This is a genomic window from Paenibacillus sp. GYB006 (genome assembly GCF_036577645.1).
Lineage (GTDB): Bacteria > Bacillota > Bacilli > Paenibacillales > Paenibacillaceae > Paenibacillus.
Map to the genome: position 1 here is coordinate 87,531 of NZ_JARBDA010000007.1, position 25,360 is coordinate 112,890.

At 41.8% G+C, this 25,360-nt stretch carries 27 protein-coding genes; 9 read left to right on the forward strand and 18 right to left on the reverse strand.

Features of this window, described 5'->3' with window-relative positions:
- Positions 1-123: 123 nt before the first annotated feature.
- The 7 genes from PV403_RS16645 to PV403_RS16675 all read right to left on the reverse strand — a co-directional run bounded on the left by PV403_RS16645 (position 124) and on the right by PV403_RS16675 (position 6,482).
- Positions 124-852: a hypothetical protein gene (locus PV403_RS16645; protein ID WP_332085323.1), complete on the reverse strand. Its 729-nt coding sequence runs from the start codon at positions 850-852 to the stop codon at positions 124-126.
- A gap of 178 nt (positions 853-1,030) precedes the next feature.
- Positions 1,031-1,348, reverse strand: coding sequence for a winged helix-turn-helix transcriptional regulator (locus PV403_RS16650; RefSeq protein ID WP_191799125.1), 318 nt, complete (start codon positions 1,346-1,348; stop codon positions 1,031-1,033).
- Positions 1,349-1,617: 269 nt separating this feature from the next.
- The gene (locus tag PV403_RS16655) at positions 1,618-2,346 is read right to left on the reverse strand and encodes a ThuA domain-containing protein (RefSeq protein WP_213529786.1); all 729 of its coding nucleotides are present in this window, start codon (positions 2,344-2,346) and stop codon (positions 1,618-1,620) included.
- A 21-nt stretch (positions 2,347-2,367) separates the two neighbouring features.
- A complete protein-coding gene (locus PV403_RS16660; protein ID WP_332085325.1) occupies positions 2,368-3,336 on the reverse strand; it encodes a sugar phosphate isomerase/epimerase family protein in 969 nt (322 codons plus the stop codon).
- Between the two features lie 147 nt (positions 3,337-3,483).
- Positions 3,484-4,566, reverse strand: coding sequence for a Gfo/Idh/MocA family protein (locus PV403_RS16665; RefSeq protein ID WP_332085326.1), 1,083 nt, complete (start codon positions 4,564-4,566; stop codon positions 3,484-3,486).
- Positions 4,559-5,326 (reverse strand): sugar phosphate isomerase/epimerase family protein, encoded by a 768-nt coding sequence (locus PV403_RS16670; RefSeq protein ID WP_332085327.1) that lies wholly within the window; start codon positions 5,324-5,326, stop codon positions 4,559-4,561. The genes PV403_RS16665 and PV403_RS16670 overlap by 8 nt, the downstream gene beginning before the upstream one ends.
- A 40-nt stretch (positions 5,327-5,366) precedes the next feature.
- Positions 5,367-6,482 carry a Gfo/Idh/MocA family protein gene (locus tag PV403_RS16675; RefSeq protein ID WP_332085394.1) on the reverse strand — a complete coding sequence of 372 codons (1,116 nt, stop codon included), beginning with the start codon at positions 6,480-6,482 and terminating at the stop codon, positions 5,367-5,369.
- 162 nt (positions 6,483-6,644) lie between these two features.
- Between PV403_RS16675 and PV403_RS16680 the strand changes: the two genes are divergently transcribed.
- Positions 6,645-7,466: an AraC family transcriptional regulator gene (locus PV403_RS16680; protein ID WP_332085328.1), complete on the forward strand. Its 822-nt coding sequence runs from the start codon at positions 6,645-6,647 to the stop codon at positions 7,464-7,466.
- Here PV403_RS16680 and PV403_RS16685 read toward each other — a convergent pair.
- The 3 genes from PV403_RS16685 to PV403_RS25320 all read right to left on the reverse strand — a co-directional run bounded on the left by PV403_RS16685 (position 7,463) and on the right by PV403_RS25320 (position 8,960).
- On the reverse strand, positions 7,463-7,774 hold the full coding sequence (locus tag PV403_RS16685; protein ID WP_213529791.1) for a hypothetical protein: 312 nt from the start codon (positions 7,772-7,774) through the stop codon (positions 7,463-7,465). The two genes, PV403_RS16680 and PV403_RS16685, sit on opposite strands and share 4 nt — an antisense overlap.
- Before the next feature lie 33 nt (positions 7,775-7,807).
- The gene (locus PV403_RS16690) at positions 7,808-8,758 is read right to left on the reverse strand and encodes a Gfo/Idh/MocA family protein (protein WP_332085329.1); all 951 of its coding nucleotides are present in this window, start codon (positions 8,756-8,758) and stop codon (positions 7,808-7,810) included.
- A gap of 127 nt (positions 8,759-8,885) precedes the next feature.
- Positions 8,886-8,960 carry a hypothetical protein gene (locus PV403_RS25320; protein ID WP_374705773.1) on the reverse strand — a complete coding sequence of 25 codons (75 nt, stop codon included), beginning with the start codon at positions 8,958-8,960 and terminating at the stop codon, positions 8,886-8,888.
- A 23-nt stretch (positions 8,961-8,983) separates the two neighbouring features.
- Between PV403_RS25320 and PV403_RS16695 the strand changes: the two genes are divergently transcribed.
- Positions 8,984-9,535 carry a TVP38/TMEM64 family protein gene (locus PV403_RS16695; protein WP_374705774.1) on the forward strand — a complete coding sequence of 184 codons (552 nt, stop codon included), beginning with the start codon at positions 8,984-8,986 and terminating at the stop codon, positions 9,533-9,535.
- Between the two features lie 94 nt (positions 9,536-9,629).
- Positions 9,630-10,592 (forward strand): peptide-methionine (S)-S-oxide reductase MsrA, encoded by a 963-nt coding sequence (msrA, locus tag PV403_RS16700; RefSeq protein ID WP_213529797.1) that lies wholly within the window; start codon positions 9,630-9,632, stop codon positions 10,590-10,592.
- 56 nt (positions 10,593-10,648) lie between these two features.
- Here the strand turns inward: msrA and PV403_RS16705 are convergent, their stop codons facing one another.
- Positions 10,649-11,446, reverse strand: a complete 798-nt coding sequence (locus PV403_RS16705; RefSeq protein WP_332085330.1) for a lipid II flippase family protein — start codon at positions 11,444-11,446, stop codon at positions 10,649-10,651.
- 147 nt (positions 11,447-11,593) lie between these two features.
- Here PV403_RS16705 and PV403_RS16710 point away from each other — a divergent pair, with 147 nt between their 5' ends.
- Positions 11,594-12,043, forward strand: a complete 450-nt coding sequence (locus PV403_RS16710; RefSeq protein WP_213529801.1) for a DUF2188 domain-containing protein — start codon at positions 11,594-11,596, stop codon at positions 12,041-12,043.
- Here PV403_RS16710 and PV403_RS16715 read toward each other — a convergent pair.
- The 6 genes from PV403_RS16715 to PV403_RS16740 all read right to left on the reverse strand — a co-directional run bounded on the left by PV403_RS16715 (position 12,040) and on the right by PV403_RS16740 (position 18,342).
- Positions 12,040-12,975, reverse strand: coding sequence for an ROK family protein (locus PV403_RS16715; protein ID WP_213529802.1), 936 nt, complete (start codon positions 12,973-12,975; stop codon positions 12,040-12,042). The genes PV403_RS16710 and PV403_RS16715 overlap by 4 nt on opposite strands.
- A gap of 270 nt (positions 12,976-13,245) precedes the next feature.
- The gene (locus PV403_RS16720; RefSeq protein ID WP_332085331.1) at positions 13,246-14,109 is read right to left on the reverse strand and encodes a DUF421 domain-containing protein; all 864 of its coding nucleotides are present in this window, start codon (positions 14,107-14,109) and stop codon (positions 13,246-13,248) included.
- 185 nt (positions 14,110-14,294) lie between these two features.
- Positions 14,295-15,710 carry a pyruvate kinase gene (gene pyk, locus PV403_RS16725; RefSeq protein WP_213529804.1) on the reverse strand — a complete coding sequence of 472 codons (1,416 nt, stop codon included), beginning with the start codon at positions 15,708-15,710 and terminating at the stop codon, positions 14,295-14,297.
- A 183-nt stretch (positions 15,711-15,893) separates the two neighbouring features.
- A complete protein-coding gene (locus PV403_RS16730; RefSeq protein ID WP_191799110.1) occupies positions 15,894-16,160 on the reverse strand; it encodes a CD3324 family protein in 267 nt (88 codons plus the stop codon).
- Positions 16,161-16,897: 737 nt separating this feature from the next.
- Positions 16,898-17,368, reverse strand: a complete 471-nt coding sequence (locus PV403_RS16735; protein WP_213529805.1) for a hypothetical protein — start codon at positions 17,366-17,368, stop codon at positions 16,898-16,900.
- A gap of 137 nt (positions 17,369-17,505) precedes the next feature.
- Positions 17,506-18,342, reverse strand: coding sequence for a YitT family protein (locus PV403_RS16740; protein ID WP_249716840.1), 837 nt, complete (start codon positions 18,340-18,342; stop codon positions 17,506-17,508).
- Between the two features lie 647 nt (positions 18,343-18,989).
- Here PV403_RS16740 and PV403_RS16745 point away from each other — a divergent pair.
- From PV403_RS16745 to cysK, 4 genes are all read left to right on the forward strand, one after another.
- Positions 18,990-20,027 carry a nucleotide-binding protein gene (locus PV403_RS16745; protein WP_160033542.1) on the forward strand — a complete coding sequence of 346 codons (1,038 nt, stop codon included), beginning with the start codon at positions 18,990-18,992 and terminating at the stop codon, positions 20,025-20,027.
- Complete coding sequence (locus PV403_RS16750) at positions 20,024-20,254, forward strand: hypothetical protein (protein WP_213529808.1); 231 nt, start codon at positions 20,024-20,026, stop codon at positions 20,252-20,254. Before PV403_RS16745 ends, PV403_RS16750 begins: the two co-directional genes overlap by 4 nt.
- A gap of 255 nt (positions 20,255-20,509) precedes the next feature.
- Positions 20,510-20,902, forward strand: a complete 393-nt coding sequence (locus PV403_RS16755; RefSeq protein WP_213529810.1) for a hypothetical protein — start codon at positions 20,510-20,512, stop codon at positions 20,900-20,902.
- 156 nt (positions 20,903-21,058) lie between these two features.
- Positions 21,059-21,979: a cysteine synthase A gene (cysK, locus tag PV403_RS16760; protein ID WP_213530256.1), complete on the forward strand. Its 921-nt coding sequence runs from the start codon at positions 21,059-21,061 to the stop codon at positions 21,977-21,979.
- Between the two features lie 151 nt (positions 21,980-22,130).
- Here the strand turns inward: cysK and PV403_RS16765 are convergent, their stop codons facing one another.
- The gene (locus PV403_RS16765; RefSeq protein ID WP_213529812.1) at positions 22,131-24,107 is read right to left on the reverse strand and encodes an ATP-dependent DNA helicase; all 1,977 of its coding nucleotides are present in this window, start codon (positions 24,105-24,107) and stop codon (positions 22,131-22,133) included.
- Between the two features lie 204 nt (positions 24,108-24,311).
- Between PV403_RS16765 and PV403_RS16770 the strand changes: the two genes are divergently transcribed.
- The gene (locus PV403_RS16770) at positions 24,312-25,283 is read left to right on the forward strand and encodes a GNAT family N-acetyltransferase (RefSeq protein WP_213529813.1); all 972 of its coding nucleotides are present in this window, start codon (positions 24,312-24,314) and stop codon (positions 25,281-25,283) included.
- Positions 25,284-25,360 lie beyond the last annotated feature (77 nt).

The window sequence follows — 25,360 nt, forward strand, 5'->3', positions numbered from 1 at the left end:
TTAATGATTGCTAAAATTAGACAATATCCGTCAATCACATAACTCTAGCATACTATTATCTATACCTTGAGAGCAACTAATGACAAAAAAAGCCCTAGGAAGGGCTTCATATTATTAATGAGATTATTCTACTGCAGCTTGCATAAAGATCCGCGTTCCAGACCTGTTCTTTATGTAAGGTCCAAGCCCTTTAAACTGCCGATCCGATATATATACTCCCGTCGTTAAGTGCTCCTCTACCATTTCAGATTCAGCGGAATAAACAACCGAAGAAGTGCGTAAATTCTCCTGATAGATGGGAATAGACAGATTTCGTTTGCGATACGCTTTACCACATGTACGTAACGGTCTCTCTGAAAAATAAGTAGGCACAAAATAGGCTGCTATAATATCAAGTTCTTCCTCTGAATAAAAGCTATCTTCCCCGAGAAAAGGATGCAACAGCCTTATTTCTTCATATTGTGACCAGATCAGTGCTTGTAAACATAGACTAATTAACGAAGTAATGGTATTTTCACTTGTGCTAGAAGATAGATCGCTGGAAGGGTGAAACTCCAAGAGATTAAGACTTGTTTTCATATCTGTAATTGTCGTGGGATTCTCTGTACTTTCTGGCGTATACTCACTTCCAAGAAACTTCCATCCTTTTATTGTATATATCCATTTTTGAAAATAAGTACGTGGAACCTGTTGGAAAGCGGTGGGATAACTGAGGTCTATAGAGAGATAATACTGTTTAGCCATCGTGGCTGCTCTGTCATAGATCGACTGAACTTGTAAGGATGCACGTTCGAGCACGTCAACTTCGTGTTTTGGGTAACCCACTTTTCGGGACACGATATTTTTATTCATGTGATCAGCCTCCCTACGCCAAATTCATTTCTTCGAAATTATACTCGAAAATCCGCCTAGAGGTGCATGGACTACTTCTATTTGAAGAAAAACTCCTTATTTTCGGTTTAGGAAAATAAAGAGTCTTAGGAGCAAAAACTTACCCTATTGTGCTTTGTTTTTACTGCAATTCTTTGTGCTAGTCAATCCATTCTTCAGCCCAGTTTTGAATCTGGGACATGACTGGATTTAACGCCTTTCCCTTCTCTGTAAGTTCATATTCAATACGAACTGGAGTCTCGGGATAAACATGACGTGTTAGTATACCTTCTGCTTCTAAATCTTTCATTCGCTCAGAAAGCATTTTGTCACTCATCTGTGGAATTAGATTGGAAATATCTTTAAACCGTTTAGGCCCGTCTAACAATGTTTTAATAATTAGTCCGTTCCACCTTTTACCTAAAAAAGAAAAAGCAGTTTCGAACCTTGGACACATCTTAAGATGTGGATTTTCCATTATTTTCACCTCTTTAGTAATTCCATGAAAAACAACTTACTATAAGTTAGTATATTTCATATTAACATATTTTAACCCGAAAGAAAACGAAATATTAAAAATAGGCAGAAAATAATTTATTACAATTATTACCCATTATGGGACGCTATGACTCTTTTCTAAGTAATCAATAAAAAGGACCGTCCTAAGACGGCCCTCCACCCGTGGCGCTACAAAACTTATGATCGTATCCCGCGCCTCCATTAGTGTCTATATTACTTAGTTAAACATTAAACAAGAATATCTCCTAACGGTCTCACTGGTTCGCTATAACCATACACCGGTTTGGTGTGCGGAGTAGGATAAGCCCATCTGATGGAATTGCTGATGACCTTCATCACTTGCGGATTGTAATAGGTTGGATATGTCTCATGACCCGGACGGAAGTAAAAGATTTTCCCTTCGCCCCGCTTAAAAGTACATCCACTTCTAAATACTTCGCCACCTGCAAAGTTACTCAGGAAAATAAGTTCATCTGGCGTAGGAATATCAAAAAATTCACCATACATTTCTTCATGTTCCAGTAGGATGTGACTTTCAATTCCTTCTGCAATCGGGTGATTCGGATTCACACACCAAATAATTTCTTGTTCTTTTGCTTCCCGCCACTTGAGATCGCAAGAAGTACCCATCAAGGCTTTAAAAGGCTTAGAGAAATGACCAGAATGAAGTACGATAAATCCCATGCCGTCTAATACCCGTTTCACTACCTTACTTACAACCTGATCATTTACTCGATCATGTGCCATGTGTCCCCACCAGATCAGTACATCTGTCGTATTTAGGACATCATCGGATAATCCATGATCAGGTTGATCGAGCGTAGCCGTGCGAATGGCGTATCCCTCACCCTCTAGACCATCAGCAAGCACTTTATGAATTCCTTCCGGATAAACTTCTTTAGCCTCATCATGAATTTTCTCATGGACAAATTCATTCCAAATCGTGACGTTAACCATGTTTATTGCCCCCTAAAATATTTACACCCACCACATATCGCCAATAGGCTCTTCAATTAGAACCTGTTTGAGATTGTGGACGGCTTTTGAAAAACCTTCTTCAATAGACATTAAGCCATCTTCATGCTCAATGCTGACAACATAATCGTAACCTACAAGTCTAAGGGCGCTTATGATATCTGCCCACGTTTTTATATCATGACCGTATCCAACCGTACGGAACTGCCAAGCACGAGTCTGCATATTCGTATAAGACTGCATATCAGTCAGACCATACATATTTACGTTTACTGGATCTATTGTTGTATCCTTCGCATGGAAATGGTGAATGGCGCCCTCGCGTCCAAGAATCTTGATCGCCTCTACAGGATCAATTCCTTGCCACCACATGTGAGACGGATCAAGGTTTGCTCCGATCGCTTCTCCAGCTGCTTCACGCAAACGCAGCAAAGTGGCTGGTGTGTGTACTGAAAATCCGCCATGCAGTTCTAAACCAACTTTAACATCATGATCAGTTGCGAATTTTCCCCATTCCGTCCAGTAAGGTATCAGTTTGTTCTCCCACTGCCATTTCAATACTTCTTGGAAATCATTTGGCCAAGGAGCTACAGGCCAGTTCGGATATTTAGCATCTTCATGATCACCCGGTAATCCAGAGAAGGTGTTGACGACGGGTACTTCGAGTTTTTCAGCAAGTTTTACTGAATTCACAAAATCATCATGAAATTTCTTAGCGATATCTTTTTGAGGATGAAGCGGATTTCCATGACAGCTTAGTGCACTGATGGTTAAACCACGAGATTCAACGGCCTTTTTAAATTCTTTTAATTTCGTCTCGTTCTCTAGAAGTTCTGCTGGTTTACAATGTGCATCCCCTGGGTTTCCGCCTGTGCCGATTTCAATTGCACCGAGTCCCTGAGAAGCGATATAGTCGAGCGCTTCTTCCAAACTTCTGTCACCAAATAGTACAGCGAATACGCCTAATTTCATAATAAATTCCCTCCTAGTTCTATAATAAGTAGGTTTTAAGCCGGGTATTGAAAAACCCGAAGCGAGCTTACAACTAGATTCTTACCTGCTTACTTCGGGATCTACTTTCTATTACCCAATAATTGATTGCATCTATGTTAGTTTGTATTAGTCGAAATACACTGCTTTACCTGTACGTGCAGATTCGTAAATGGCTTCCAGTATTTGAGTAACAACCAGTGCCTGCTCTGGTTTTACCAGCGGTTCTTTGTCCTCAGTAACCGCTTCGATCCACATTCTTGCTTCACGATCCGACTCTGTTTCACTTGAACCTTCGAAGAAAGCAACGCCACCTGCGTTAAGGTTAATATTTTGATCATATAATCTGCTTCGTTTCTCTCCATTCAAACGAAGACCATTTTTCATGTCCGCTCCGCCTTCTGTACCCGCGAGAAGGGTTTGAGCTTCGCCTTGTTCTACGATATTTAGTGCCCAGCTTGCTTCCACTTGAATTGTTGCTCCGTTCTCCATCGTTACAAAACCAAAAGCAGAATCTTCTACTTTAAATTCTTCTGGATCCCAAGGACCAAAGTCATTTGCCGCATTTTCACGGTTACTTAGTTTATGGAACACAGATCCCATCACACTCTTCGGCTTATAGTTATCCATGAGCCATAAGGTTAAGTCGAGTGCATGTGTACCAATATCAATCAGCGGCCCGCCGCCTTGTTTCTCTTCATCCAGGAATACTCCCCAAGTAGGAACGCCGCGGCGGCGAAGAGCGATCGCTTTACCATAGTAAATATCCCCTAAATCTCCTTCTTCTATGAGTTGTTTCAAATACAAGCTATCATTACGGAAACGGTTTTGATAGGCGATCGACAGCTTTTTGCCCGTACGTTTTGCGGCATCGATCATTTCTTGTGCTTGTTCTGTCGTTTTCGCCATTGGCTTTTCACACATGACGTGTTTATCTGCTTCAAGCGCTGCTACGGTAATAACCGAGTGAGAATCGTTAGGTGTACAAACATGAACAATATCAATAGATTGATCTTTTAATAGCTCATTATAATCTGTATATACTTTTGCACCTTCTACACCAAACTTTTCAGCTGCTTCCTCTGCACGAGATTTTTCAATGTCACAGAATGCAATCATTTCTACATTTTTCTGTTTGGATAGAGCTGGCATGTGTTTACCGTTTGCAATACCTCCGCAACCGATAATAGCTACTTTTACTGTTTTAGACATTTACTTTTCCTCCGTTATTCACATATTGTTTGATCCAATTTAGGCTGGTTTCAATGCTTTGTAATGGGGGATTCGTACAAAGGTCCTGCTCGACAACAATCCACTCTACCCCTGCTTTATCCGCTGCATCACCTACTGCTGCTACATCTACTTCACCTTGACCAAGCTCGACAGTCAGCGGACTTCCATCTGGATTACGTTTTAGATCTTTCCAGTGAACAATCGGGAGACGTCCTTCGTAAGCTGCGATATATTCGACTGGATCGTAACCAGCATAGTGTATCCAACAAGTATCAAGCTCAGCTAACACCTCTTCAGGGAGTGTAGAGAATAATGTATCCAGCGCTGTTTTTTCATTAATTTTCTCTGTCAGTTCAAAATCATGATTATGATATAAAAGCACCATATCGTGTTGTTTCAATTTATTACTAATCTCCTTGAGATTCGCAAAGATTGAGCTCCAGTCGCTGCGCTGTTCTTCAGATAAATGAGGTACGATAATGTTGCGATTCCCGATCGCTTTGTGATAAGAAACCACTTGATCAAAGTCGTTTACCAAACTATCATACTGTACATGCGTACCTACCATTTCGAGACCAAGCTCATCAAGCAATGACTTAACTTCTTCCGCTGAGTATCCATAAAAGTGATGGAACTCCACTCCTTGATATCCGAGTTCTGCGACTTTAGCTAGAGTTCCTTTAAAATCTTGTTCCAATAAATCACGTAGTGTGTACAATTGAAGACCGAGTTTTAACATGGGGAGCCACCTCTGCTGATTGGATTAGTTATTACATAGGCTATGAAACGATCTCATTTACAAAGTTTAGCTTCATTACTTGCTGATCTACTGTAGATTCTGGCAAAGTACTTTCTAGAAGAACATGTCTTCCTTCCAGGGAAGAGCGCTCAAAAGCATGCATTGCTTCAAGAATATGATAACCAAGCTGTCCGCTTGCTTCGGCAGGTGTCTGACTTTGAATAGCCTCTGCCATTTGATTCAGTCCTGCTCCGCGTTCATTCTGCTCACTCACAAACACAGGCTCGAGCGTCTCCCATACGGCTGACCCATATTTTCTTAGTTTGACTTCTCCATTAAAAAAGTTTGGGTCTGGAACTTGCAGTGTACCTTTCGTACCATGAATTTCAATCAACGGCAAACTGGACCCTGCGGGAATATCAAAGCTCGCAATCATAGTTCCAATGACTCCATTCATGAAATCAATGGTTCCTGCTAAATGTGTTGGAGTCTGTACCTGCAGCTTCTGTCCTTGTTTTGGCCCGGAACCGACAACACGATCTGGGATCTGAATTCCTGTTGACGCGCTGACTCTTCTAATCGGGCCAAGCAATTTGACGAGTGCCGTTAAATAATACGGTCCCATATCAAGCATCGGTCCACCGCCGTAAGCGTAGAAAAATTCTGGATCCGGATGCCAGGATTCAGGTCCGCCTCCCATAAAAAATGCAGTAGCGGATACCGGGGTGCCGATCAGACCATTTTGAATAGCTTGAATCGAAGTCTGAATACCAGAACCCATAAACGTATCCGGAGCACATCCAACATAGAGCCCCTTTTCTTCCGCAAGTTCTATTACCTTACGACCATCTTCAAGAGAAATCGCAAAAGGCTTCTCGCCATAAACATGCTTTCCTGCTTGCAGAGCCGCAATATTGGTTAAGGCATGACTGCCGGGTACCGTCAAATTTAAAATCAGTTCAATTTCGTTATTATTTAGCATTTCATCTACTGTGTAAACGTTTTCCACACTGAATTCAGCTGCCCGCGCCTCGGCGCGTTCCATGATCAGATCCGCTAACGCCACGACTTCAATTACAGGGCTATTCTTCAGGTTGGTAAGGTAGATACTGCTGATATTGCCACAACCGATGATGCCTGTTTTCATTTTTTTCACTTCCACGAGTTGTGTCACTCCTCTGACGTAAGTAGCCTTTGGAAAAATATAACTCATTAAATCCTGGTTCTATAGTATTCGATTTGGTTTTAAATTAAAATGAAGTATATGATAAAAACATGAACAATCTGGTCATAATTTTAATTCAAGGAGATCTCTCATATGACAGCTGATCAAATCTGCCAAGTTCTTACAGCAGGTTTCTCATTTCACCGTAAACCTTACTATTTTTCACAGTCAGACGGAGTTAAGAATTACTTATTACGACTCCAAACGGATGGTCGCTGCCGTGCCAAAGTAAATGGGAAACTAACGTATATCGAATCAGGGGATCTTCTTTTATATCATCCTACCGAGCCATATGAATTAAAAATCGACAATGAAGAGAATAAATTAGGAGAGGTCCTTGTAGAAAGTGGGGATTATCATATTTTTTTTAGCGGGCAGTGGGTTGATGAATGGTGGAATAAAAAAAAGCGTCCGACGCTGATCAAGGTTGATTTAACGGAAAACTTACTAACTTTATTCCGACAAATCGTACTTGAACAGCGGCGGATCGCCAATCCTTACCCGGAAATCCCAAGTTACTATATGCGTATCTTATGTCTTGAAATCGATCGACTTCTCTCAGAGCAGCCTACATCCACACAAAACGGATATCTTGCCTTTCAGATCAAAAATTATATTGTGGAAAACGCCTCTACTCTCTTCAAACTAGAAGATGTAGCATCCAGTGTAGGGATTAGTGTGTCTAGAGCCGTTCACTTATTTAAAGAAGCTTTTGATACCAGCATTATGCAGTACACGATGGATGTTCGGCTGAATATGGCCCGGGAACGCATTATATTTAGTCCTATGCCGCTTGAACATATTGCTGATTCCTGCGGATTCAACAGCTATACTTATTTCCACCGAGTATTTCGCTCAAAATATGGCATGGCACCTAGAGAGTTCCGCACCATTCACCGAGAACAACTGCTTTAATTTTTCTGTTTGTTCAACTGGTTTGCAATAACCTCAGATACTACCATCGCAAGATCTTCATTACCATATAAAGATAAGACTCCGAAGAGTGTATCATTAGGAATCTCTCCTGCTTCTTCCTTAGGAACAACAAGACTCAGCACATGCTGGAGTCTCTCGTTATGTTTTTGATCAGGATACGCTTGTTGATATAACTCCTCGGGGTTTAGTCCATGGTTTACACACCACTGTGCAAACACCAGAATCATCATATCTTCATCCTGTCTGTAGCTTTCAATGATTTGTTCTTCTCTTGTTTTATAATCCATAACAATTTCCTCCTGTATTTCCTTTTAATGAAGTTACGTTTTACTTAGTATTTGCTCTGCCAGTTCATGACTTGCCAGTACATGTGCAGCATGCAGTTCGCACTGTTCTGGCTCTTTACCTATATGATCCAAAAAATGCTGCACTGCAAAAGTGAATCCTCTTCGATCAAGAATGGAATCCCAACTTCCAAACGTCCGAATGCTTTCACCGGAATTTGGTTCCCATCTTCTCGCAGTTTCCATCTGTTCGACCACGATTGAACGATGATGCCCGTGCAGCTCCACTCTCTCAAGATCAGTCCCTGCCAAGCGATGAGTAGATATCATTCCGAAATTTTCTTTGTTCTTACCATAACGGATATGACCATAACCTTGCAGCAGACTTCCGCTTGAATTCATATGCAGCCCGTGCGATATCCATTCAACATCTTCACCACTAAGCCACAATAAAGTATCGATCATATGAATAAAATCATCATATACGGTTATCCGAGCTGAATCGGTACTTAGTTTACTACGGTGTTTGCTTAGAGACATATTTTCTATGCTTCCCTTTTCAGCAATCCAATCCCTTGCGTCTCTATAAAGGGGCGCAAATCTACGGTTAAAGCCAACAGCTAAGAGTACATTCATGGATTCTGCAAAAGCAACCATTTCTATCGATTCTTTCAGATGATAGGATAAAGGCTTGTCTACGTAAATAGCAATCCCTTGTTCAATACAAGCCATAACGATCTCAAAATGCGATTCAGTAGAACTATGTATAAACACAGCATCCAGTTCCCAGCTAAGCAGTTCCTTCATTGAAGATGTCCCTTTCGGAATCCGGTACAGATGCATTACTTCTTCGACTTTGGTAAAGGATCGATTCATCACACCTACAATTTCAACACCCCGATGTACTGATAATATAGGCAAATATACTTTCCTTGCAATATCACCTAGTCCGATGATGGCAACCTTGATTCGTTTCGAAGCACTCATCCCGTATCCCTCACTTCATCTTTATTCTGCAACTAAGTGTATCAAGCAAGCAAAAAACAATCAAAACGCATCTAATATCAAATCAGATTATCCATTCACCCTTCGTTAGACTATAATGGAGATCATACTACCTGTAAGGAATGATTTGGTTTGAAAAAATGGCTTCTTTTTTGTTTATTGTATATTCCTTTACTCGGGGTATTGTTTATTTATCGTAATGAGATTATGGATTGGTCACAAACTAATGCATCATATACAAATCTCACAATCCTTACCACCGTTTTTGCCCTATTCCCCGTCCTGCCGTTTAAGCTCATCATCGCTTTACTAGGGTATGCATTCGGTCCTATTATGGGAGGCATTGTAAGCTGGCTGGGTACCATGATTTCGTCCCTCATTACGTACGGCGTATTTCGCTGGCTGCTCAGAGATACGGGCGACAGTTATTTAAAACAGATTCCTGGAGTGAAAAACCTGACGATCATGATGCAGCAGCAAACATTCAGCGCTGTGCTTCTAGCAAGAATGATTCCGATTATTCCTCAAATGGCAGTGAATGTTTATGCGGGTACGGCTGCTCTCCCTTTCTGGAGTTATATGATTGCTTCAGGACTTGGAAGATTGCCGAGTATCGCCCTATATGCGTATGCAGGTAAAAATGCTGCAGAACATCCGCTTGCCACGCTTACGATTTTTATCATTTATCTCCTGCTCCTGATCCTTGCGTTTGTATCGTATCGAATAAGGTTAAAGCAAATACAAGAGGACGGGTCGTAACCAAAGATTGGTTTACCGGCCAAGTTTGGGATATAATACATCTACGCAAAACCTTAAGTTCGATTATCTCATCAAGATTGGAGTGAATTATATTATGGAACCATTATATACAGAAAAAGCAACATTCGCCGGAGGATGTTTTTGGTGCATGGTGTCACCTTTTGAAGAACTTCCAGGCATCCTTCAAGTAAAATCAGGTTACACAGGCGGTCACACGGAAAACCCAACCTACGAGGAAGTATGTTCGGATACAACGGGTCACGTAGAAGCTGTACAAATCACTTTTGATCCAAAAGTATTTCCTTATGAGAAGTTACTAACCCTGTTCTGGCAACAAATCGATCCTACGGATGCAGGGGGTCAATTCCATGACCGCGGTACTTCTTACCAAACTGCTATCTTCTATCATACAGAAGAGCAGAAAGTAAAAGCTGAAGCTTCGAAGCAAGCTCTTGAGGCAAGCGGACGTTTTGATAAACCAATCTTCACTCCCATTCTTCCGGCATCTACATTCTATGAAGCTGAAGAACATCATCAAGATTATCATAAAAAGAATCCTGCTCATTACAAACGATATCGCAAAGGTTCAGGACGTGAAGACTTCATAGAGCAATACTGGTCTTCGAACAAGAAACAAGATAATCTAAGAGAACGCCTGACTCCTATACAGTACGAAGTAACACAAAACAGTGCAACAGAACCTCCTTTCCAAAACGAGTATTGGGATCACGAGGGTGAAGGCATATACGTTGATATCGTGTCGGGTGAGCCGCTCTTCAGCTCACAAGATAAATATGATGCAGGCTGCGGCTGGCCAAGCTTTACTCGTCCCTTACGCAGCTACAGCATCAAAGAAAAAACGGATCTCAGCCACTTTATGATTCGTACAGAGGTAAGAAGCCGGGAATCAGACTCCCATCTTGGTCATGTATTCGATGATGGCCCTGGTGAGAATGGATTACGGTACTGCATTAACTCTGCCGCACTTCGTTTTGTACCGAAAGAGGATATGGAAAAAGAAGGGTATGGGGAATATCTTTCTCTCTTCGAAAAGTAATATTTAAATCTAATAAAAGCGCACACTCCTTGATTATGGAGTGTGCGCTTTTTGATTTATAGAAAACCGACAATCCAGCTGATCCATAAAGCAAAAGGAATCAAAAGAAATTGGGCTACCATCGTTCCAGCCAGCCGGGATACCAGCATATAACCATAAATTTTATTCATATGGGCGACAGTAATCTCTCCACGTAACGTACGGTCGCTTAACAGAGCTAATTTGGGATCTATCAACATGGCGAGAAGAATAGTCGCGATCCCATTGATAAGTCCTGTTGATTGTGAAGCAGTTACCGCTTGTTCAGGATTCATATAAGCAGCATATAGAGTAGCAAGTACACCGCAAGTATAGATCGCAGTTACGATCATATTAAGCAACATGAGTCTGCGGGGGACTCTCCCTATCATCAGCTGTTTAAACATGGATAACCGAGGCAGGCACACATAAAACCACGCATTTTTCAATTTTGAAAGATGAAATAATGACTTCATCATTGCCGGGATTGAGCCCGCCTTCTCTAAATGGACCACCATCCTGGCTGACCAGCGTACCGTTGTCGGAAAGAAAAAGATAGCGATCATCGTGCCCACGGCAGCAGCCAGAATAATGATATGTAGTCCCATCTGAATGGAACCTCCACCGCTTACTCTAGCGGAATCAATCATAGAACCGAGCAACGGACCTTGTGCCATATTAGACGTGCGGGATAATAATAAGAGCATGCCGGACAATGAGATGGCTATTGTTATTCTTCGTGTCCTCATTCCACCGAGCCGCAGTGCATAAGACATACTGTCTGCTGCATGAATAATCATCGTAAATAAAAAAGGCAATGCCAGTTGATAGATCATCTATGGTTACTCCTTTGTCTTATCCAAGTAGTTCAGAAGTCCAGTTCATTTCTCTTCTGTTTTTGTTACCTGCGAAAAGGGTAATTCATTATAACGTAATATTAAGATCTAACTTCTAACTAAATTCCGATTACAGGAGGAACCTATATGCCTTGGAATAAAACAGATTATCCCCCATCCATGAAAAACCTAGAGCCCCGTGTACGCAATAAAGCGATTGAAATTGCTAATGCCCTGCTCGGAGAAGGTTATGAAGAAGGTCGTTCGATAGCTATTGCTACCGCACAAGCAGAAGAATGGAATGAGAATCATCCTGAAGGAGAAACGAAAACTCAAACCAAAAGCGGTAAATCCGATCATTCTTCTTCAAAAAAAGCAGACTCGTCAGGTCACGCTAGTGATCACCGAAATATCCATGTAGTACCTCGCGAAGACGGATGGGCTGTGAAAAAAGAAGGAAAAGAGAAACCCGAACAGATCTATGATGTGAAAGATGAAGCTGTAAAAGCGGCGAAAGAAATCGTTTCATCCAAAAACATTCGTCTCATCATCCATGATAAGCAGGGTAAGATCCAAACATCAAAAATTTACAATTAAGCTTCGCTTCTTGCAATCGCAAGCTTTGCTGCACCCATGATTCCTGCTCTATTCCCAAGCCTAGCAGGAAGGATAGGCACATCCGGACGATTTGCAAAACCGTCCATTGTAAACTTTTGAACAAAGGTTCGAATCGGTTTGAATAAAATATCCCCCTGTTCTGTTACAGCACCGCCAATGATAACAGCAGGCGGATTAAAATGATGGATCAGATTGGAAAGGCCGACTGCAATATATTCCGTATATTGCAGTATGAGGTCTTGTGCTTTTTTATTACCTGTTCTCACTTCATCAAATATCAGTCTGGGATGTTCAGCCCAGGCTGTTTCCCCTGCTTCTGCTGCTTGCCTTTTCAGTGCAGTGACTGATGCATATTGTTCCCAGCATCCTGCTGATCCGCATGTACAGGATACACCTTTCATTTGAATCACTTGGTGTCCATAGGCTCCTGCAAAGCCGCTTCTTCCTCGGTAAGGAAGTCCGTTCAAGATCAAACATCCCCCAATACCTGTCCCAAGACTTACGCATAGGAAGTGATCCAGATCTTTTCCTGCACCTTGCCACAGTTCCCCTAACGCAAGCATGTTGACATCGTTATCCACATAAACGGAGATCCCGATTCTTTTTTCTAATTCTGCTCGCAGCGGAGTTCCTTTCCAATCGGGTAAATTGGCTGTAGCGCTTCCAATCTCTCCCTCCAGGTTTATAAACCCTGCGGTTCCTATTCCAAGAGCAAGGATATCCAAATTACTATATAACGCCTCTTCCAAACAACTTGTAGCTATCTCTTCTATTTTGTTTAGTAAGGCTTCCTTGCCATTTTCCGAGTATGTAGGAAGGGTACGGTCAACAATCAATTCACCCTTAAGAGTGACTACCCCCGCCTTTATGTTCGTTCCTCCGATGTCTATACCGATGACTGCCTGCTGCATTCCAGAAACCCTCCTCCAAATGTAGAAAGATCTTTTGCATTACAGTATACCTTTTTATGGTTGGTAAGAGTATATTTTACTTTTCCTTCATTAGGTAAGAATAGTATGATAGCGCTCAAGAACAGCCAAGTTTTTTGACATGTAGGAAATGCTTTGATGATTCGTTCCATAACGAACAAACATCGCACAAATCCCCCTTGCTATCCATAGAACCAAATAATCATCCAGTGTGTATACAACAAAAGGAAAAAGCCGTCACATATCGCTATGTTACGGCCTTTTTGTACTCTGATAAGAGCTCATTGCATGATTCAATGTATCCAGTGCTTCTTGATACTGTAATTGATCCTTATCATTCTGCGCCAGCTTCTTGCGCATCTTTAATTCATCTTGAAACTGTGCTATAAGATCAGATATTTGAGCACTGGGCTGAGGTTGAGCTGAATTAGGTAACGCCCTGCTCCCGGTTTGGACCGTCAATTCGCCTTTACTGTCCACTTGTCCTATAAAAACATGTTTGAGAGGAAGATGTAAATCTCTGAGCTGCTTGTGAACCCAGCTTTCGCTAAATCCTGTTTCCTTCAGAGAATCAGGCAGAATACGTCCATCAATAATAATGGTTTTAGGCTCTTGTTCTTTCATTAGTCGATAACCAAGTGCATCTGCGGTGAGTGGTTGAAATTCTTTTTTGAGCATCACATTAATTTCACCGCTTTGCTCCATAATAGCAAACTCTACATCCGCTACTCGGAAAACATCCTTCTTACGCAGCTGTTCTAAAAATTCATCAACCGTTAGTTTTTCTTTGCGTAAATTATCAGCAATTAGTGCACCATTTTCTACGAGGATCGTTGACTTTCCATCAACTATATCTCGGAATTTTTTGCTTTTCATAGTGAAATACTCAGCTCCGACAGACACTACAATCCATACTGCCAAAGCTACAAATCCCAAGTACCAGGTGCTGTCCAAGTCAAGTGAGATATATCCAACCAAGTTACCGAGTGTAATCCCTGTAATGTACTCAAAAAGAGACAGTTGGGATATTTGTCGCTTACCCAATATTTTAGTGATAATAAAAAGTACGGTAACGGCTGAAAGCGTCCTTAGCGCAACTTCAATCCAATCGGGCATGTAACTATACCTCCAGCTGATTTCATTCTCTTACCCATCTTGATTTAAAATCCCCTAAGGCAGATAAAATATTCTCACCTTACATTTATTGTTCAGTAAAAATAAGAAAGTAACGAAAGGTAGAGCTATAAGCTGCACAGCCTCTAAACCTTTCGTTACTGAGTCCTATTTATTTGCTTTAAATCTTACACTTGTACAATTTTAATTAGATTCGTTGTGCCTGAAATCCCGATCGGTACACCTGCAGAGAGAACTACGGTATCTCCAGATGAGATAAATCCTTTAGTAGCCGCATTCCGGGTAATCGATTCAAACATCTCATCTGTCGAGTTTACTTTTTCCCCAAGGTACGGGAAAACTCCAGAGAAGAGGCATATTTGAGACAGCACCTTCTCATTAGAAGTGATCGCCAAGATTGGAGCTTTCGGACGATATTTGGAAATGATTTTTGCCGTAAATCCACTTCCGGTGGAAGCGATGATCACTTTGGCATTCAATTCAAGAGAAGCACTTACGGCACTTTGACTAATCACTTCTGTAATATTGGTTGCATGTTGTTCCCGCTTTTTGAAGAAGTTATCGCGGTAATCAATTAAAGACTCTGCTTTTTGGGCAACAGCTGCCATGGTCTTCACTGATTCGAGCGGATATTTACCGGCTGCCGATTCACCGGATAACATGACAACGTCTGCACCCTGAAGTACCGCGTTCGATACATCACTTACTTCTGCGCGGGTTGGACGTGGATTGACCTGCATTGAATCCAGCATATGAGTAGCTACAATCACCGGTTTACCTGCCAGATTACATTGCTTGATAATATCAATCTGCATCATCGGGACATCTTCAATCGGAACTTCCACACCAAGATCGCCGCGGGCAATCATCACTCCATCAGAGGCTTCAATGATTTCTTTAATATTGTCAACGCCTTCTTGGTTTTCAATCTTGGAATAGATCTGAACATGTTCTGCCTGGTTTTTTTTCAATATGGCTCGGATCTCTTCCACATCTGCTGCTTTACGTACAAACGATGCTGCAATCATCTCAATGTTATTTTCAAGACCAAAAGCGATATGTTTTTTATCACGCTCGGTTACACCCGGAAGCGTCGTTTTGATACCTGGCAGATTCACCCCTTTTCTTGGCTTAAGAACGCCTCCGTTTAAGATTTGGCAATAAATTTCCGTACCCTCTACCTTCTTTACGTTTAAAGCAACGAGTCCATCATCAATAAGAATGGTATCTCCCGGATTTACAACCTCATTCATTTCCGCGTAATTGACGCCGATCCGGTGAACTTCTCCTAAAATCTCTTCAGTCGTCAAGATCAGCTCTTTCCCTGTTTCCAAAGTGACGGAAGCCTCTTTGAGTTTACCAATCCGTATTTCCGGTCCTTTAATATCCAGCATAATGGGTATAAAAGTTCCGAGATCTTTCGCTGCTGTTCTAACGCGTTCCATACGATTCACATGCTCTTCCAGCTCTCCATGAGCCATATTTATCCGAGCTACGGTCATTCCTGACTGTATCATCTGTTTCAGTAAGTCGATGGAATCGCAAGCGGGTCCCATTGTACATATGATTTTTGTTTTCAACATTTTACTTCTCCTCACAATGTTTTGATTATCAAGCAAATTATGAACTTAGGCATCCTATTCATACCAAGTATGTGTACTCATCCAGTAAATCATGTAAAAGCAAACTTCCTTTTATTGTGTATGAACATAATAAAAAAACCGGCACAAAGGTAAGGAACCTTCATACCGGTAAATAGTATGTCACTACCATGTTTTCACAACAATTTTACGAATGCTTTCGCTTGAAAGATGATATTTCTGAACAAGTTCAGGTACGGTCCATCCCTTGGTATAATGAAGGGTGATTTCTGCGTTACGCTGAGCCAGCTCTTTGCGGGCTCCGCTTTTCTCACCCCATCTTGCTCGTTCTTCGGTAGCTTTAGGTATATAGATCAGATCACCCTGAATATATTTTTGAATCTCTTTTAACAGGCTAGGGGGAAGCGCTTCTCTTCCATTTTTGTACCTCACGATAAAGGTCCTCCTCGAATACGGATATTGTTGATCTCAAACTTTGTTTCCATGCGCCATATAAATTTTGCATGTTTACGCCTCCTTTCGATTAGTTGGTTTTAGAATCCACTGCGAACTATGCCGCGTAAAACAAAAAAAACCTTGGGTCTGTTTTGCTCCAAAGGTAGTTCATTCCGTATAAACATATGTGTAGTGCTGCTTTGACTTGACTCAGAAGTTAAAATAAACTGTTCAAATCCGAGTAACTCAGCTGCATTACAGATGATCATTCATCTATGACACCTTGGTTTTTTCGTATGAAATTGTGGTGTTTGAACGTACTGATATGTCAACATGTCGCTTCCCCCTCTCTTTGTTTTTAGATATGTAATCGAATTAATTGAACCATTTCCATCTAGATCATCCTGATTAAAAGCAACGAAAGATATTATGAAATGGATTCAATCTACATTTATTATAATTTTGGAAGTTTAGATATACAACCATTATATTTTATAATTCCCTTATTTTTCAAATCAGATGGTTATAAAGAGAGGAGAGACATATGTCCTCCCCTCTTATCAATGCTTCTTTCGCCTAAGCGAAAGTCACCTCACGGTTTTTGATCAAATGGATCATCTCCTTTCAGAAAGAATTTCGTCGGCCCGACAACCACATTATAACTCCCTTCTGCAGACAAGAGGCAGTGAAAGAAAAGTTATAATTAATCTTTACCTGACTGATCCTATATTGACTCAAGGCACCGTGTTTAGCACAATTTCGTGATCTTGGTTATATGTAATTTTATAGGCAATAACACCAGGCAGTAATTTGCTCATTTCTTCTTCCGTCAGCTGACTCGTATCAAGTAGAAATTCTCCATTTACATGAAGACTCTCTTTTTTCTTTAGAACCCGATCATATATAAGAATTTGTTTCTCTGGGTGAATTAACAGGTTAGATGCATCAACTGATAGAATCGGTTCTATGGAATGAATGGTTAGAGACTGATTGGCATGATTCTCTACTGTCCCTGAATAAGACAAGGTCACTTCGCGCTGAGGTTGATCAGGAATAGATTCTCCGAATCCACTTATGAGGAGCAACTTATCATTCACGTGATCAGCCCCTGTAATTTGTATCATTTTAGATAATAAAATAAGAATTCCAAGCAACATTAATACTACTCCGCCGAACGTTCTCTTGTTAGATAGCATAGTGCTCACATTCCCCCACACCCCTCTTATCCCCTAATATTTTCCTGTTATTGAAGTTACACTATCTTAACATGCTTTCGCAACGAAAAAACGCCTGGATTTCTCCAGACGCTAGTCTTCATTTCTATTTACTTGTAGCCCTTTAACTAGGAACCTCCTGTACTTGATGGATGCACTTTTACTCCCGCTAAGCTCCGCTGGCTATTCGTAAGAATCACCTTTGAAGGTTTAGAGGCAGGCTGTACAACCTGTACGGCGGATGAAATTTTCACTTTATCTTGTATTACTTGTTTGTATGGTACACTTGGCACTGTTTCTGTTTTAGGATGAGACTGATTAGACACTTGTGTAACCAAAGTAATCAATTTCCCTGATATCCAAACAGCAAGTATGGTATATAGGGTCTCTTTCAGCGGCATAAAAGCAAGAGATACTACCAAAACCACTGCATCCATCATAAAGAATACAGTACCTATCTTAAACCGGCTCCGCTGACTTATGAGTACCGCTAGAATATCGTCTCCACCGGTCGCACTGCCGCTTCGAATGACGAGTCCTGCACCGATCCCCGTTAAAATACCAGAGAAAATGGCTGCAGCAAGCAAGCTTCCGTGCAAATCAATGACAAGCGGAGAATATCTCTCGCACCATTCATAAAACAAGGAGAATGATATGGCTCCTAATAATGCTTTGTACATATATTTACGTCCCATCAAATACCAAGCAATCAGAATAATTGGCAGATCAAGCAGTAAAGAAGTGAGCGCAGCCGGCCATCCAGCTATATAACTTCCAAGCAGGGCAAGCCCTACAAATCCACCTTCTGATAAATGATTGACATAGTTAATATGATAAAACGCAAATGCCATCAGCATTGTTCCTAACATCATCATACCTGTGCTTTTCAAAAAAGCAGGCAGTGCAGGAACTTTATTACCATACCTCTCAGTTTCTTTCTTTACTTGTTGTTCTATTGTCCTCATACAGATTCCCTCGCATTATTAGTAGTATGGTCGATAGACCGTACCTATGCGGGAGGAGCTCTATTGAGGAATTCATCCTTCGAATTTTCATTTATAACCTCTCCTTACGCATAAGTACCGTCATCATTCATGGGTGACTTGTTCTACTTTACGTAAGGGAAGCTAAGTATAGGAGGAATCGTTGCGTTTCCAAATCGTCCTTTGGGGCTCTGTCCTTCGGGGACTCATGGTATCCAGATCCTTTCTTGTTTAACCATATATTTTGCTCGCACGAGCAGTTCTTATACATATGATTACCCTTATTATAACATGCTTTAAACATAGAGAAAAAGTGAAAAACACCTGTCCCTTATAATTTATGTGGTGCATCCTGCGTTTAGGAACGGCAAATTGTAATGATTTTTATTTTTGTTAAAAAGATGCCAAATTTCTCTTTCATAAGATACAAGGTTTCCTTCATATATTGATCTATGAAATTTGTAGCATATTCTCTTTATCTTCATGTTGCTTCAGACATAGGGAACTAGTACTAATGACTCGTTCTTTGCCATGTGATGTTTTTGGGTTCGTCAAAAAAGGGTAAATGGTATAATATAGAAAAAGATCTAAATAAAAACTGAATCCCGTTAAGCGAGGCGGAGCGGACTATGATGACTAAAAAGCCTAGAGCGTTCATTGGATGTTCTCTTGAAGCGAAGCCTATAGCCGCAGCGGTGCATGAAAACCTTAGATATGCGGCTGAAGTGACTCCTTGGTATACCGGTGTATTTAATCCGGGGAATTATACGATTGAGGATCTTGAAAAAGAAGTACAAAATAATGACTTCGCCATTTTTATTTTTCATCCAGATGACGTCGCGAAAATTCGTGGCAAAGTGGTAGCAACGGTACGGGATAACACACTATTCGAGATGGGTCTTTTTATGAGCAAGTTGGGTAGAAAACGCATATTCTTTATATTACCAGAGCATGTAAAAGAACTCGAAGATACAGCACAAGTGGAAGGCATGCGAATGCCATCCGATCTGCTTGGGCTCGGGTCATTACATTATGAAATCCGCTCAGATGGCAAATGGGCTCCCGCCGTGGCAGTAGCCTGTAATAAAATTACAGAAGTTATGGAAATGCTAGGCCCATGGACGGACCTTTCGGTTCAAAAGGAAATAAACAAGGTCCGCCAAGAAGAAGACAGTAAACGAATTCAACTTCTCAAGCTGCTTCGTTTCTTTCGCGAACTGCTGCGTTCCCGTAAGGCAGATGACCAGATGCTTCACCGAATGAGTGATACGCTGAGAACCACATTTGTTTCCCGCCCTCATTTTCTTGTCCGAGGAACTACCGTTCATCGGACAACAGAATCCGGATATCTTCAGCAAGTGGCAGGAAATGTGGGAGAGATTGGACGGAAATATTCACTGGATGTGAACGATGGGAAATCCCCAGATGATCCAAGCCGCATCCTTACCGTAGATGCTTTTAAGGAGAATAAAATCAAGGTCAACCTATATGACGATTATCTTGAGAAAGAGTATATGCTGTGCTATCCTGTAGCAAGTAATTATGTATTCACCGTGCATCTTGTGGGACATCTCGAGGCGGGTGACGAATTATTTCAGCAGATTGACCATGATAATCGCCAATTATTTAGTGCAATTCATGACCTGTTAGGAGGAGAAATGGGATGAAACCGATCAGACAAAGGCTCACAAAGAAAAGAGGAGCCCCCAAGGTGCGTCTGAGCGCTGCCCCGGATTCCACTGGACCTGCACCCGAAAGTGACAGCGGCGACCTTTTCAAAAAACCAGAACAGCCTATTACTACGTTAGGTCCGTCACTAAAGGGCAAAGAGCGTCCGTACAAGGTCATTTTGGAAAAAGAAGCTCTCTATGACAAACCGCAATATATGGCTTAAGTAGGAACCATCTGCGTATCACATCTAAACTAGGTTAGGACGGCTCACTCTTCTAATAGGTGATGCTCGTCCTTTTTCTATATATCGATCTACACTTGTTTATTCCACCAGTGCCATGAGCCCCAGCTCACTCCTAGAATATCCACTTGCCAAAAAGCATAATGAAATCTTATATTGGATAGTATAGAATAAGAACGTATGTTCTGTTAATTGCTAATAACCAATTATTCTATCCATAGCTAGGAAGTGAAAAGGATGACGGTGCCATCCACCCCTCCCGCTCCATCTGAAGCGGATCATTTGCTAATTAAAAAGTATCTCATCTACACATTAATGCTAGACGTTCTCGAACAAGATATTGATTCGATAAGGCAGGTTTCTCTGTACATGCCTGAGGTATACATAATGCGTCTCTCCAAGCTTCAATCCGAGGTTACCGTGTCCCTGACGAACCTTCGTTCAGACATGCGCACCCGCGGGATCCGGGTATATGAAGAGTCGAAACAAAAGGAAGGCATGGAAGCACTTTATTTATGCAGAGGATATCGGCGGCGCCTGTTTCTTCTATGGACCTTTGCTAAAACAGAGGTAAAAAAAGAAATGAGTGCGTATCTTGGTATAGATCTGTCTACATGTTCAGAAAGTTAAAGAGAGAGTTCATTCCGCCTTTTTTATGTCCTTCACAAAGAACTCACTTTATTACATATCATTACACTTTATAGAATTTCATGTCATAATAATAGGAACATGATAGTAAAGGGGATGATAGGCATGAATTCTAGACAGACAACACCCTCGAAACATATGAATCGGTTAGTTGCTCAGCATGTTACAGATCTCATCGGAGATACGCCGGCTGTAAAGTTACAGCGTATTCCAAGTTCCGAACATGCTGAAGTTTATGTAAAGCTCGAGTATTTTAACCCCAGTGGAAGTGTGAAAGACCGTGCTGCCTTCAATCTGATCAGACAAGCAGAGCTTGACGGACTACTTCTGCCTGGCTCAACCATTATTGAACCGACGAGTGGAAATACGGGGATTGGCCTAGCGATGAATGCGGCAGCCAAAGGATACAAAGCCATCCTTGTCATGCCCGATAATATGAGCAAGGAACGCATTCAAATACTGAAAGCATATGGCGCAGATGTGGTGCTCACTCCGGCTTCAGAACGGATGCCTGGCGCAATTCGTAAAGCACATGAGCTAAAAAAAAGCATTCCTCACAGCTTTATCCCGCAGCAATTTGAGAACAGTGCAAACCCTGATGCACACCGGACTACGACTGCACTTGAAATCCTTACCCAAATGGAAGGAAGACTCGATGCCTTTGTTGCCACTTCTGGCACAGGAGGAACGATTACAGGGACAGGTGAGGTTCTGCGTGAACATCTTCCGAGTATAAAAATCTATGCGGTAGAACCCGCAGGTTCTCCCGTTCTATCCGGCGGTAAACCAGGTCCCCATCAGCTAGTTGGCACAAGTCCAGGCTTTATTCCTCCGATCGTGAATACAGACGTTTGGAATGAAATCATCCAGGTGAAGGATGAGGAGGCTCTCCACACGATGCGGCAACTGGCCTCGCAGGAAGGGTTGCTATTGGGACCATCTTCAGGAGCATCCGCGTGGGCCGCTTTGCAAATTGCAAAACGTCTAGGACCTGGGCATAAAGTGCTTTGTATCGCTCCAGATACAGGCGAAAGATATTTAAGTATGGGCATGTTCTAACGTTTCGTCTGTATCTCTTCCTATTCATCACAAGAATAAGGATAATAAAAGACCTGTTATGATCCGGTTCAAGTCTACGTTATGACTTGAACTGGGTACAAAACAGGTCTTTTTTAGGTTATTTCTATTTTCTTTAGAATAAGATCTCGAACTACAGTGATTCTACTGAGAGTTTAGCTCCAGGTGGCAAGACGGCTTCCACTCGCTCTCTCACATTGGAATTAGACAGAATTTCCGCATCTAGTATAGCAGCAATCCCTTCATCTGTTGAAGAACGAATGAGTCTTCCGAGTCCTTGACGCAGACGAAGCAGCATGTACGGCAGGTCTACTTCTTCATATGCTGAATCAGCAGCTTCCCGTTTAGCCATAAATACAGGATCCTCCGGCGGGTAAGGAAGTGACCAAATCATAACATTAGAGAGCGAAGGTCCTGGCACATCCAGTCCTTCCCATAGACTAGCCGCACAAAGCACGCTTTCCTCGGTATTCTGGAATTCCGCAATCAAGCTGCTGATCTCCCGGTCGCCTTCATAAAGCATCTTATAGGATGCAAAGTAAGGATGATGGGAAGCTGCTTTTTTAAACTCACGAAGTTCATTCATGGTTTTAAACAACAATAAAGCTCGTCCATCGGTACGCTTGATCAGCTTGGCAGCCATCGCCAGTTTCTTCGCTGCAGCAACTTCCATTCGCATATCTTCTTCTCCAAGGAGTTCACTTGGGGCGATCAGTTTCATCTGCTTCTCGTAATCGTATGGAGAATTTACAGAGAAAGATAAATAATCACTGATACCAAGGCTGCTTGCTACATAATCAAACGACCCATCGACCGAAAGGGTTGCGGAAGAAAATACGATCGGCATTTGTAGTCCAAATACCCGTTCCTCTAATACTTCTTTGACCGTTTGCGGCATAATGGCAAGTGTCGCTGCCCCGTCCTCATTTTCTTCTGCCCAGCAAATATAATGAGCTGGATCGCGGAACAGATGGAGTGCCGTTTGAATCATTTCCAAATGTTCTTCGACAATACGCAATTTATATTCATCTAGTGTATGAAGTCCACTTTCAAATACAAGCTCTTCATCAATCGCTTCAATCGTACTCTTCCAGCGATTCAGTTCACTAAGCAGTTTATCATCGATGCGGACGCGTTTTCGGTCGGAACCAGGTATGGCTGTACTTTGCTCTGCAACCAGTTCAAAGACAAGCTGACTCTGGTCAATAGAATCTTCAATCCGCAGTGCGAGTGTCTCCCGAATCTCTCCATCCAACAGCCGAGTAACAATCTCTTCATAAGCACTATGTTTCAGCTTATAACTAAGAGCATGCTGTGCAGCAGATTCAAGTAGATGTCCTTCGTCGAATACAACCGAACTATGTTCAGGAAGCAGCGGAAGCTGACCCTCTCTTTTTCTTCCTTCATAGGTCCATACATGCTCCATGTAATAATCGTGGGAACAGATAATAATGTCTGTCGCCTTGCGGTAATAATCACGAGATAGTGTCATGCCGCAGCGATGTCTTTTATCACATACAAAACAGTCCTGAAAAGTATCCCAGTTGATCTTATTCCACTGTTCATCATTTAGATTCGGGTATTCCTTACGATCTCCATAGGGGTAAAAAGATTGCATGGTGCCCGGTGAATGGACAAAATCAGGAAGTGTTTCATATACGTCTTCAATGACAGCTGCATCTTCATCCTGAAGACGGACACTGTCTATTTTTTTGAGACAGAGGTATTGGTCCGGAGATTTTCCAAGCCGCGCATCAATCTGTAGATCCAAATAACGGGCAAGCTTAGCAATATCCCCTTCTTGCTTAACAAGCTGCTCAATGAGCGACTCATCTGCACAGGCAATGACTGCCGGTTTGCGTGTATACCTTGCATAGTTTACTGCATACAGCAGATACACGAGTGTTTTCCCCGTACCTACTCCTGCTTCAGCAAAAATGGTTTTCTTATTGGCATAGGCTCTTTCCAGTTGGTAAGCCATAAATATTTGTTCATCACGGATATCAAATCCATGTTCAGGTAATACATCATAAAAAACGTCCGCTACCCAGTCGCCGACCTGCTTGACGAATGGTTCTGACGGATCATAGGAGAAAGGATATCGCTCCATGGTTACGCCTCCAACACTATCAAATTCTTATTAGGCAAACTCCAATTATCTCACGAATAAAAAGTTTTAGCAACCTCTCCTTTCTTACCAAGTCTATCTTATTTCAGTCCTTTCTCATGCATAAAAAAACCATGGTAACGCCATTCTACATTTATGAGAATTATCAGATTCCACCTTTTTATTAAAAGAAATGAGGTGTACATCATGACTTCCTGGATCATTCGTTCCGAACTCCCTTCAGATTTCCATGCGATTGCGGAACTGCATGCCCTAGCTTTTGCCTATAACTTTGGGATGGGAGAAGCCGCTCTTGTCAGTGCCCTTCGTACACGGAAAACTTTCGATTCCGAACTCTCCCTAGTCTGCATAAAGAACGATCAAGTCATCGGTCATATTCTGTTTACCCCGCAAGAAGTACAAATAGAAGGAAACAAGGTAAAAAATCTAATCCTGGCTCCTTTATCCGTTCATCCTGATTATCAAAAACTTGGTATTGGTTCAGCTTTAATTACAGAAGGATTACATCGTGCTCAGCAGAAGGGATATGAATTATCCATTGTACTGGGCCACCCGCATTTCTATAGCCGATTTGGCTTTAGAAGCAACGCATGGATGGACGAAAAAGTAAAAATCCCGCTGGAAACGATCTTTGTAACCGAAACAGAACCCTTCCTTCGGGAGCGGCGTGTAGAGTCTAGTGATCTTCCTAAACTATATGACATGTGGGAAACCACTTATGGCCATTCTTCTTTTTCAATCCTTCCGGGACATTCACTGCTCGATTGGATTAGCCCGTCTAACACAATACGCGCATCCTCCATTCTGATCGGTGAAGAACTAGCAGGTTATATACGCTATAGCGAGAGAGACCCTAATTCTATTATTATGTTACTTGCGCGTGACAGAGAAGCTTTTGTCTATATAACATGCTATTTAAAAGGGAAGCTAAACCCGCTTCAGAACACCCACCTGCTTCTTCCTGTTTCTTCTTTATCTTCGCTTCTTAGGCAGCTGGATTGGGTTTATGATATTACACAGAAAACATATGCCGAATATATGGTCTTCGTACTGAATGGACCGTCACGTTCTAGTTTACTTTCCTACTTTAAAGACATTCATAAAGGGATTAAAACTAGAGGATCTCTGATCTGGCCAACTGAATTTGAGCTTTGTTAAAACGCCGTGTATGTGAAAGGCGGGTCTTTTTGGCAGACGAAAAAACCCGGTTATTAAAGCCAGGCTTTTTAAAAGCT

What these genes read in the sequence shown, in the direction of transcription:
- PV403_RS16645 (WP_332085323.1), bottom strand. Translation starts at nt 852, where the DNA reads ATGAATAAAAATATCGTGTCCCGAAAAGTGGGTTACCCAAAACACGAA.
- PV403_RS16650 (WP_191799125.1), bottom strand. Translation starts at nt 1,348, where the DNA reads ATGGAAAATCCACATCTTAAGATGTGTCCAAGGTTCGAAACTGCTTTT.
- PV403_RS16655 (WP_213529786.1), bottom strand. Translation starts at nt 2,346, where the DNA reads ATGGTTAACGTCACGATTTGGAATGAATTTGTCCATGAGAAAATTCAT.
- PV403_RS16660 (WP_332085325.1), bottom strand. Translation starts at nt 3,336, where the DNA reads ATGAAATTAGGCGTATTCGCTGTACTATTTGGTGACAGAAGTTTGGAA.
- PV403_RS16665 (WP_332085326.1), bottom strand. Translation starts at nt 4,566, where the DNA reads ATGTCTAAAACAGTAAAAGTAGCTATTATCGGTTGCGGAGGTATTGCA.
- PV403_RS16670 (WP_332085327.1), bottom strand. Translation starts at nt 5,326, where the DNA reads ATGTTAAAACTCGGTCTTCAATTGTACACACTACGTGATTTATTGGAA.
- PV403_RS16680 (WP_332085328.1), top strand. Translation starts at nt 6,645, where the DNA reads ATGACAGCTGATCAAATCTGCCAAGTTCTTACAGCAGGTTTCTCATTT.
- PV403_RS16685 (WP_213529791.1), bottom strand. Translation starts at nt 7,774, where the DNA reads ATGGATTATAAAACAAGAGAAGAACAAATCATTGAAAGCTACAGACAG.
- PV403_RS16690 (WP_332085329.1), bottom strand. Translation starts at nt 8,758, where the DNA reads ATGAGTGCTTCGAAACGAATCAAGGTTGCCATCATCGGACTAGGTGAT.
- PV403_RS16695 (WP_374705774.1), top strand. Translation starts at nt 8,984, where the DNA reads ATGGATTGGTCACAAACTAATGCATCATATACAAATCTCACAATCCTT.
- msrA (WP_213529797.1), top strand. Translation starts at nt 9,630, where the DNA reads ATGGAACCATTATATACAGAAAAAGCAACATTCGCCGGAGGATGTTTT.
- PV403_RS16705 (WP_332085330.1), bottom strand. Translation starts at nt 11,446, where the DNA reads ATGATCTATCAACTGGCATTGCCTTTTTTATTTACGATGATTATTCAT.
- PV403_RS16710 (WP_213529801.1), top strand. Translation starts at nt 11,594, where the DNA reads ATGCCTTGGAATAAAACAGATTATCCCCCATCCATGAAAAACCTAGAG.
- PV403_RS16715 (WP_213529802.1), bottom strand. Translation starts at nt 12,975, where the DNA reads ATGCAGCAGGCAGTCATCGGTATAGACATCGGAGGAACGAACATAAAG.
- PV403_RS16720 (WP_332085331.1), bottom strand. Translation starts at nt 14,109, where the DNA reads ATGCCCGATTGGATTGAAGTTGCGCTAAGGACGCTTTCAGCCGTTACC.
- pyk (WP_213529804.1), bottom strand. Translation starts at nt 15,710, where the DNA reads ATGTTGAAAACAAAAATCATATGTACAATGGGACCCGCTTGCGATTCC.
- PV403_RS16740 (WP_249716840.1), bottom strand. Translation starts at nt 18,342, where the DNA reads ATGAGGACAATAGAACAACAAGTAAAGAAAGAAACTGAGAGGTATGGT.
- PV403_RS16745 (WP_160033542.1), top strand. Translation starts at nt 18,990, where the DNA reads ATGATGACTAAAAAGCCTAGAGCGTTCATTGGATGTTCTCTTGAAGCG.
- PV403_RS16750 (WP_213529808.1), top strand. Translation starts at nt 20,024, where the DNA reads ATGAAACCGATCAGACAAAGGCTCACAAAGAAAAGAGGAGCCCCCAAG.
- PV403_RS16755 (WP_213529810.1), top strand. Translation starts at nt 20,510, where the DNA reads ATGACGGTGCCATCCACCCCTCCCGCTCCATCTGAAGCGGATCATTTG.
- cysK (WP_213530256.1), top strand. Translation starts at nt 21,059, where the DNA reads ATGAATCGGTTAGTTGCTCAGCATGTTACAGATCTCATCGGAGATACG.
- PV403_RS16765 (WP_213529812.1), bottom strand. Translation starts at nt 24,107, where the DNA reads ATGGAGCGATATCCTTTCTCCTATGATCCGTCAGAACCATTCGTCAAG.
- PV403_RS16770 (WP_213529813.1), top strand. Translation starts at nt 24,312, where the DNA reads ATGACTTCCTGGATCATTCGTTCCGAACTCCCTTCAGATTTCCATGCG.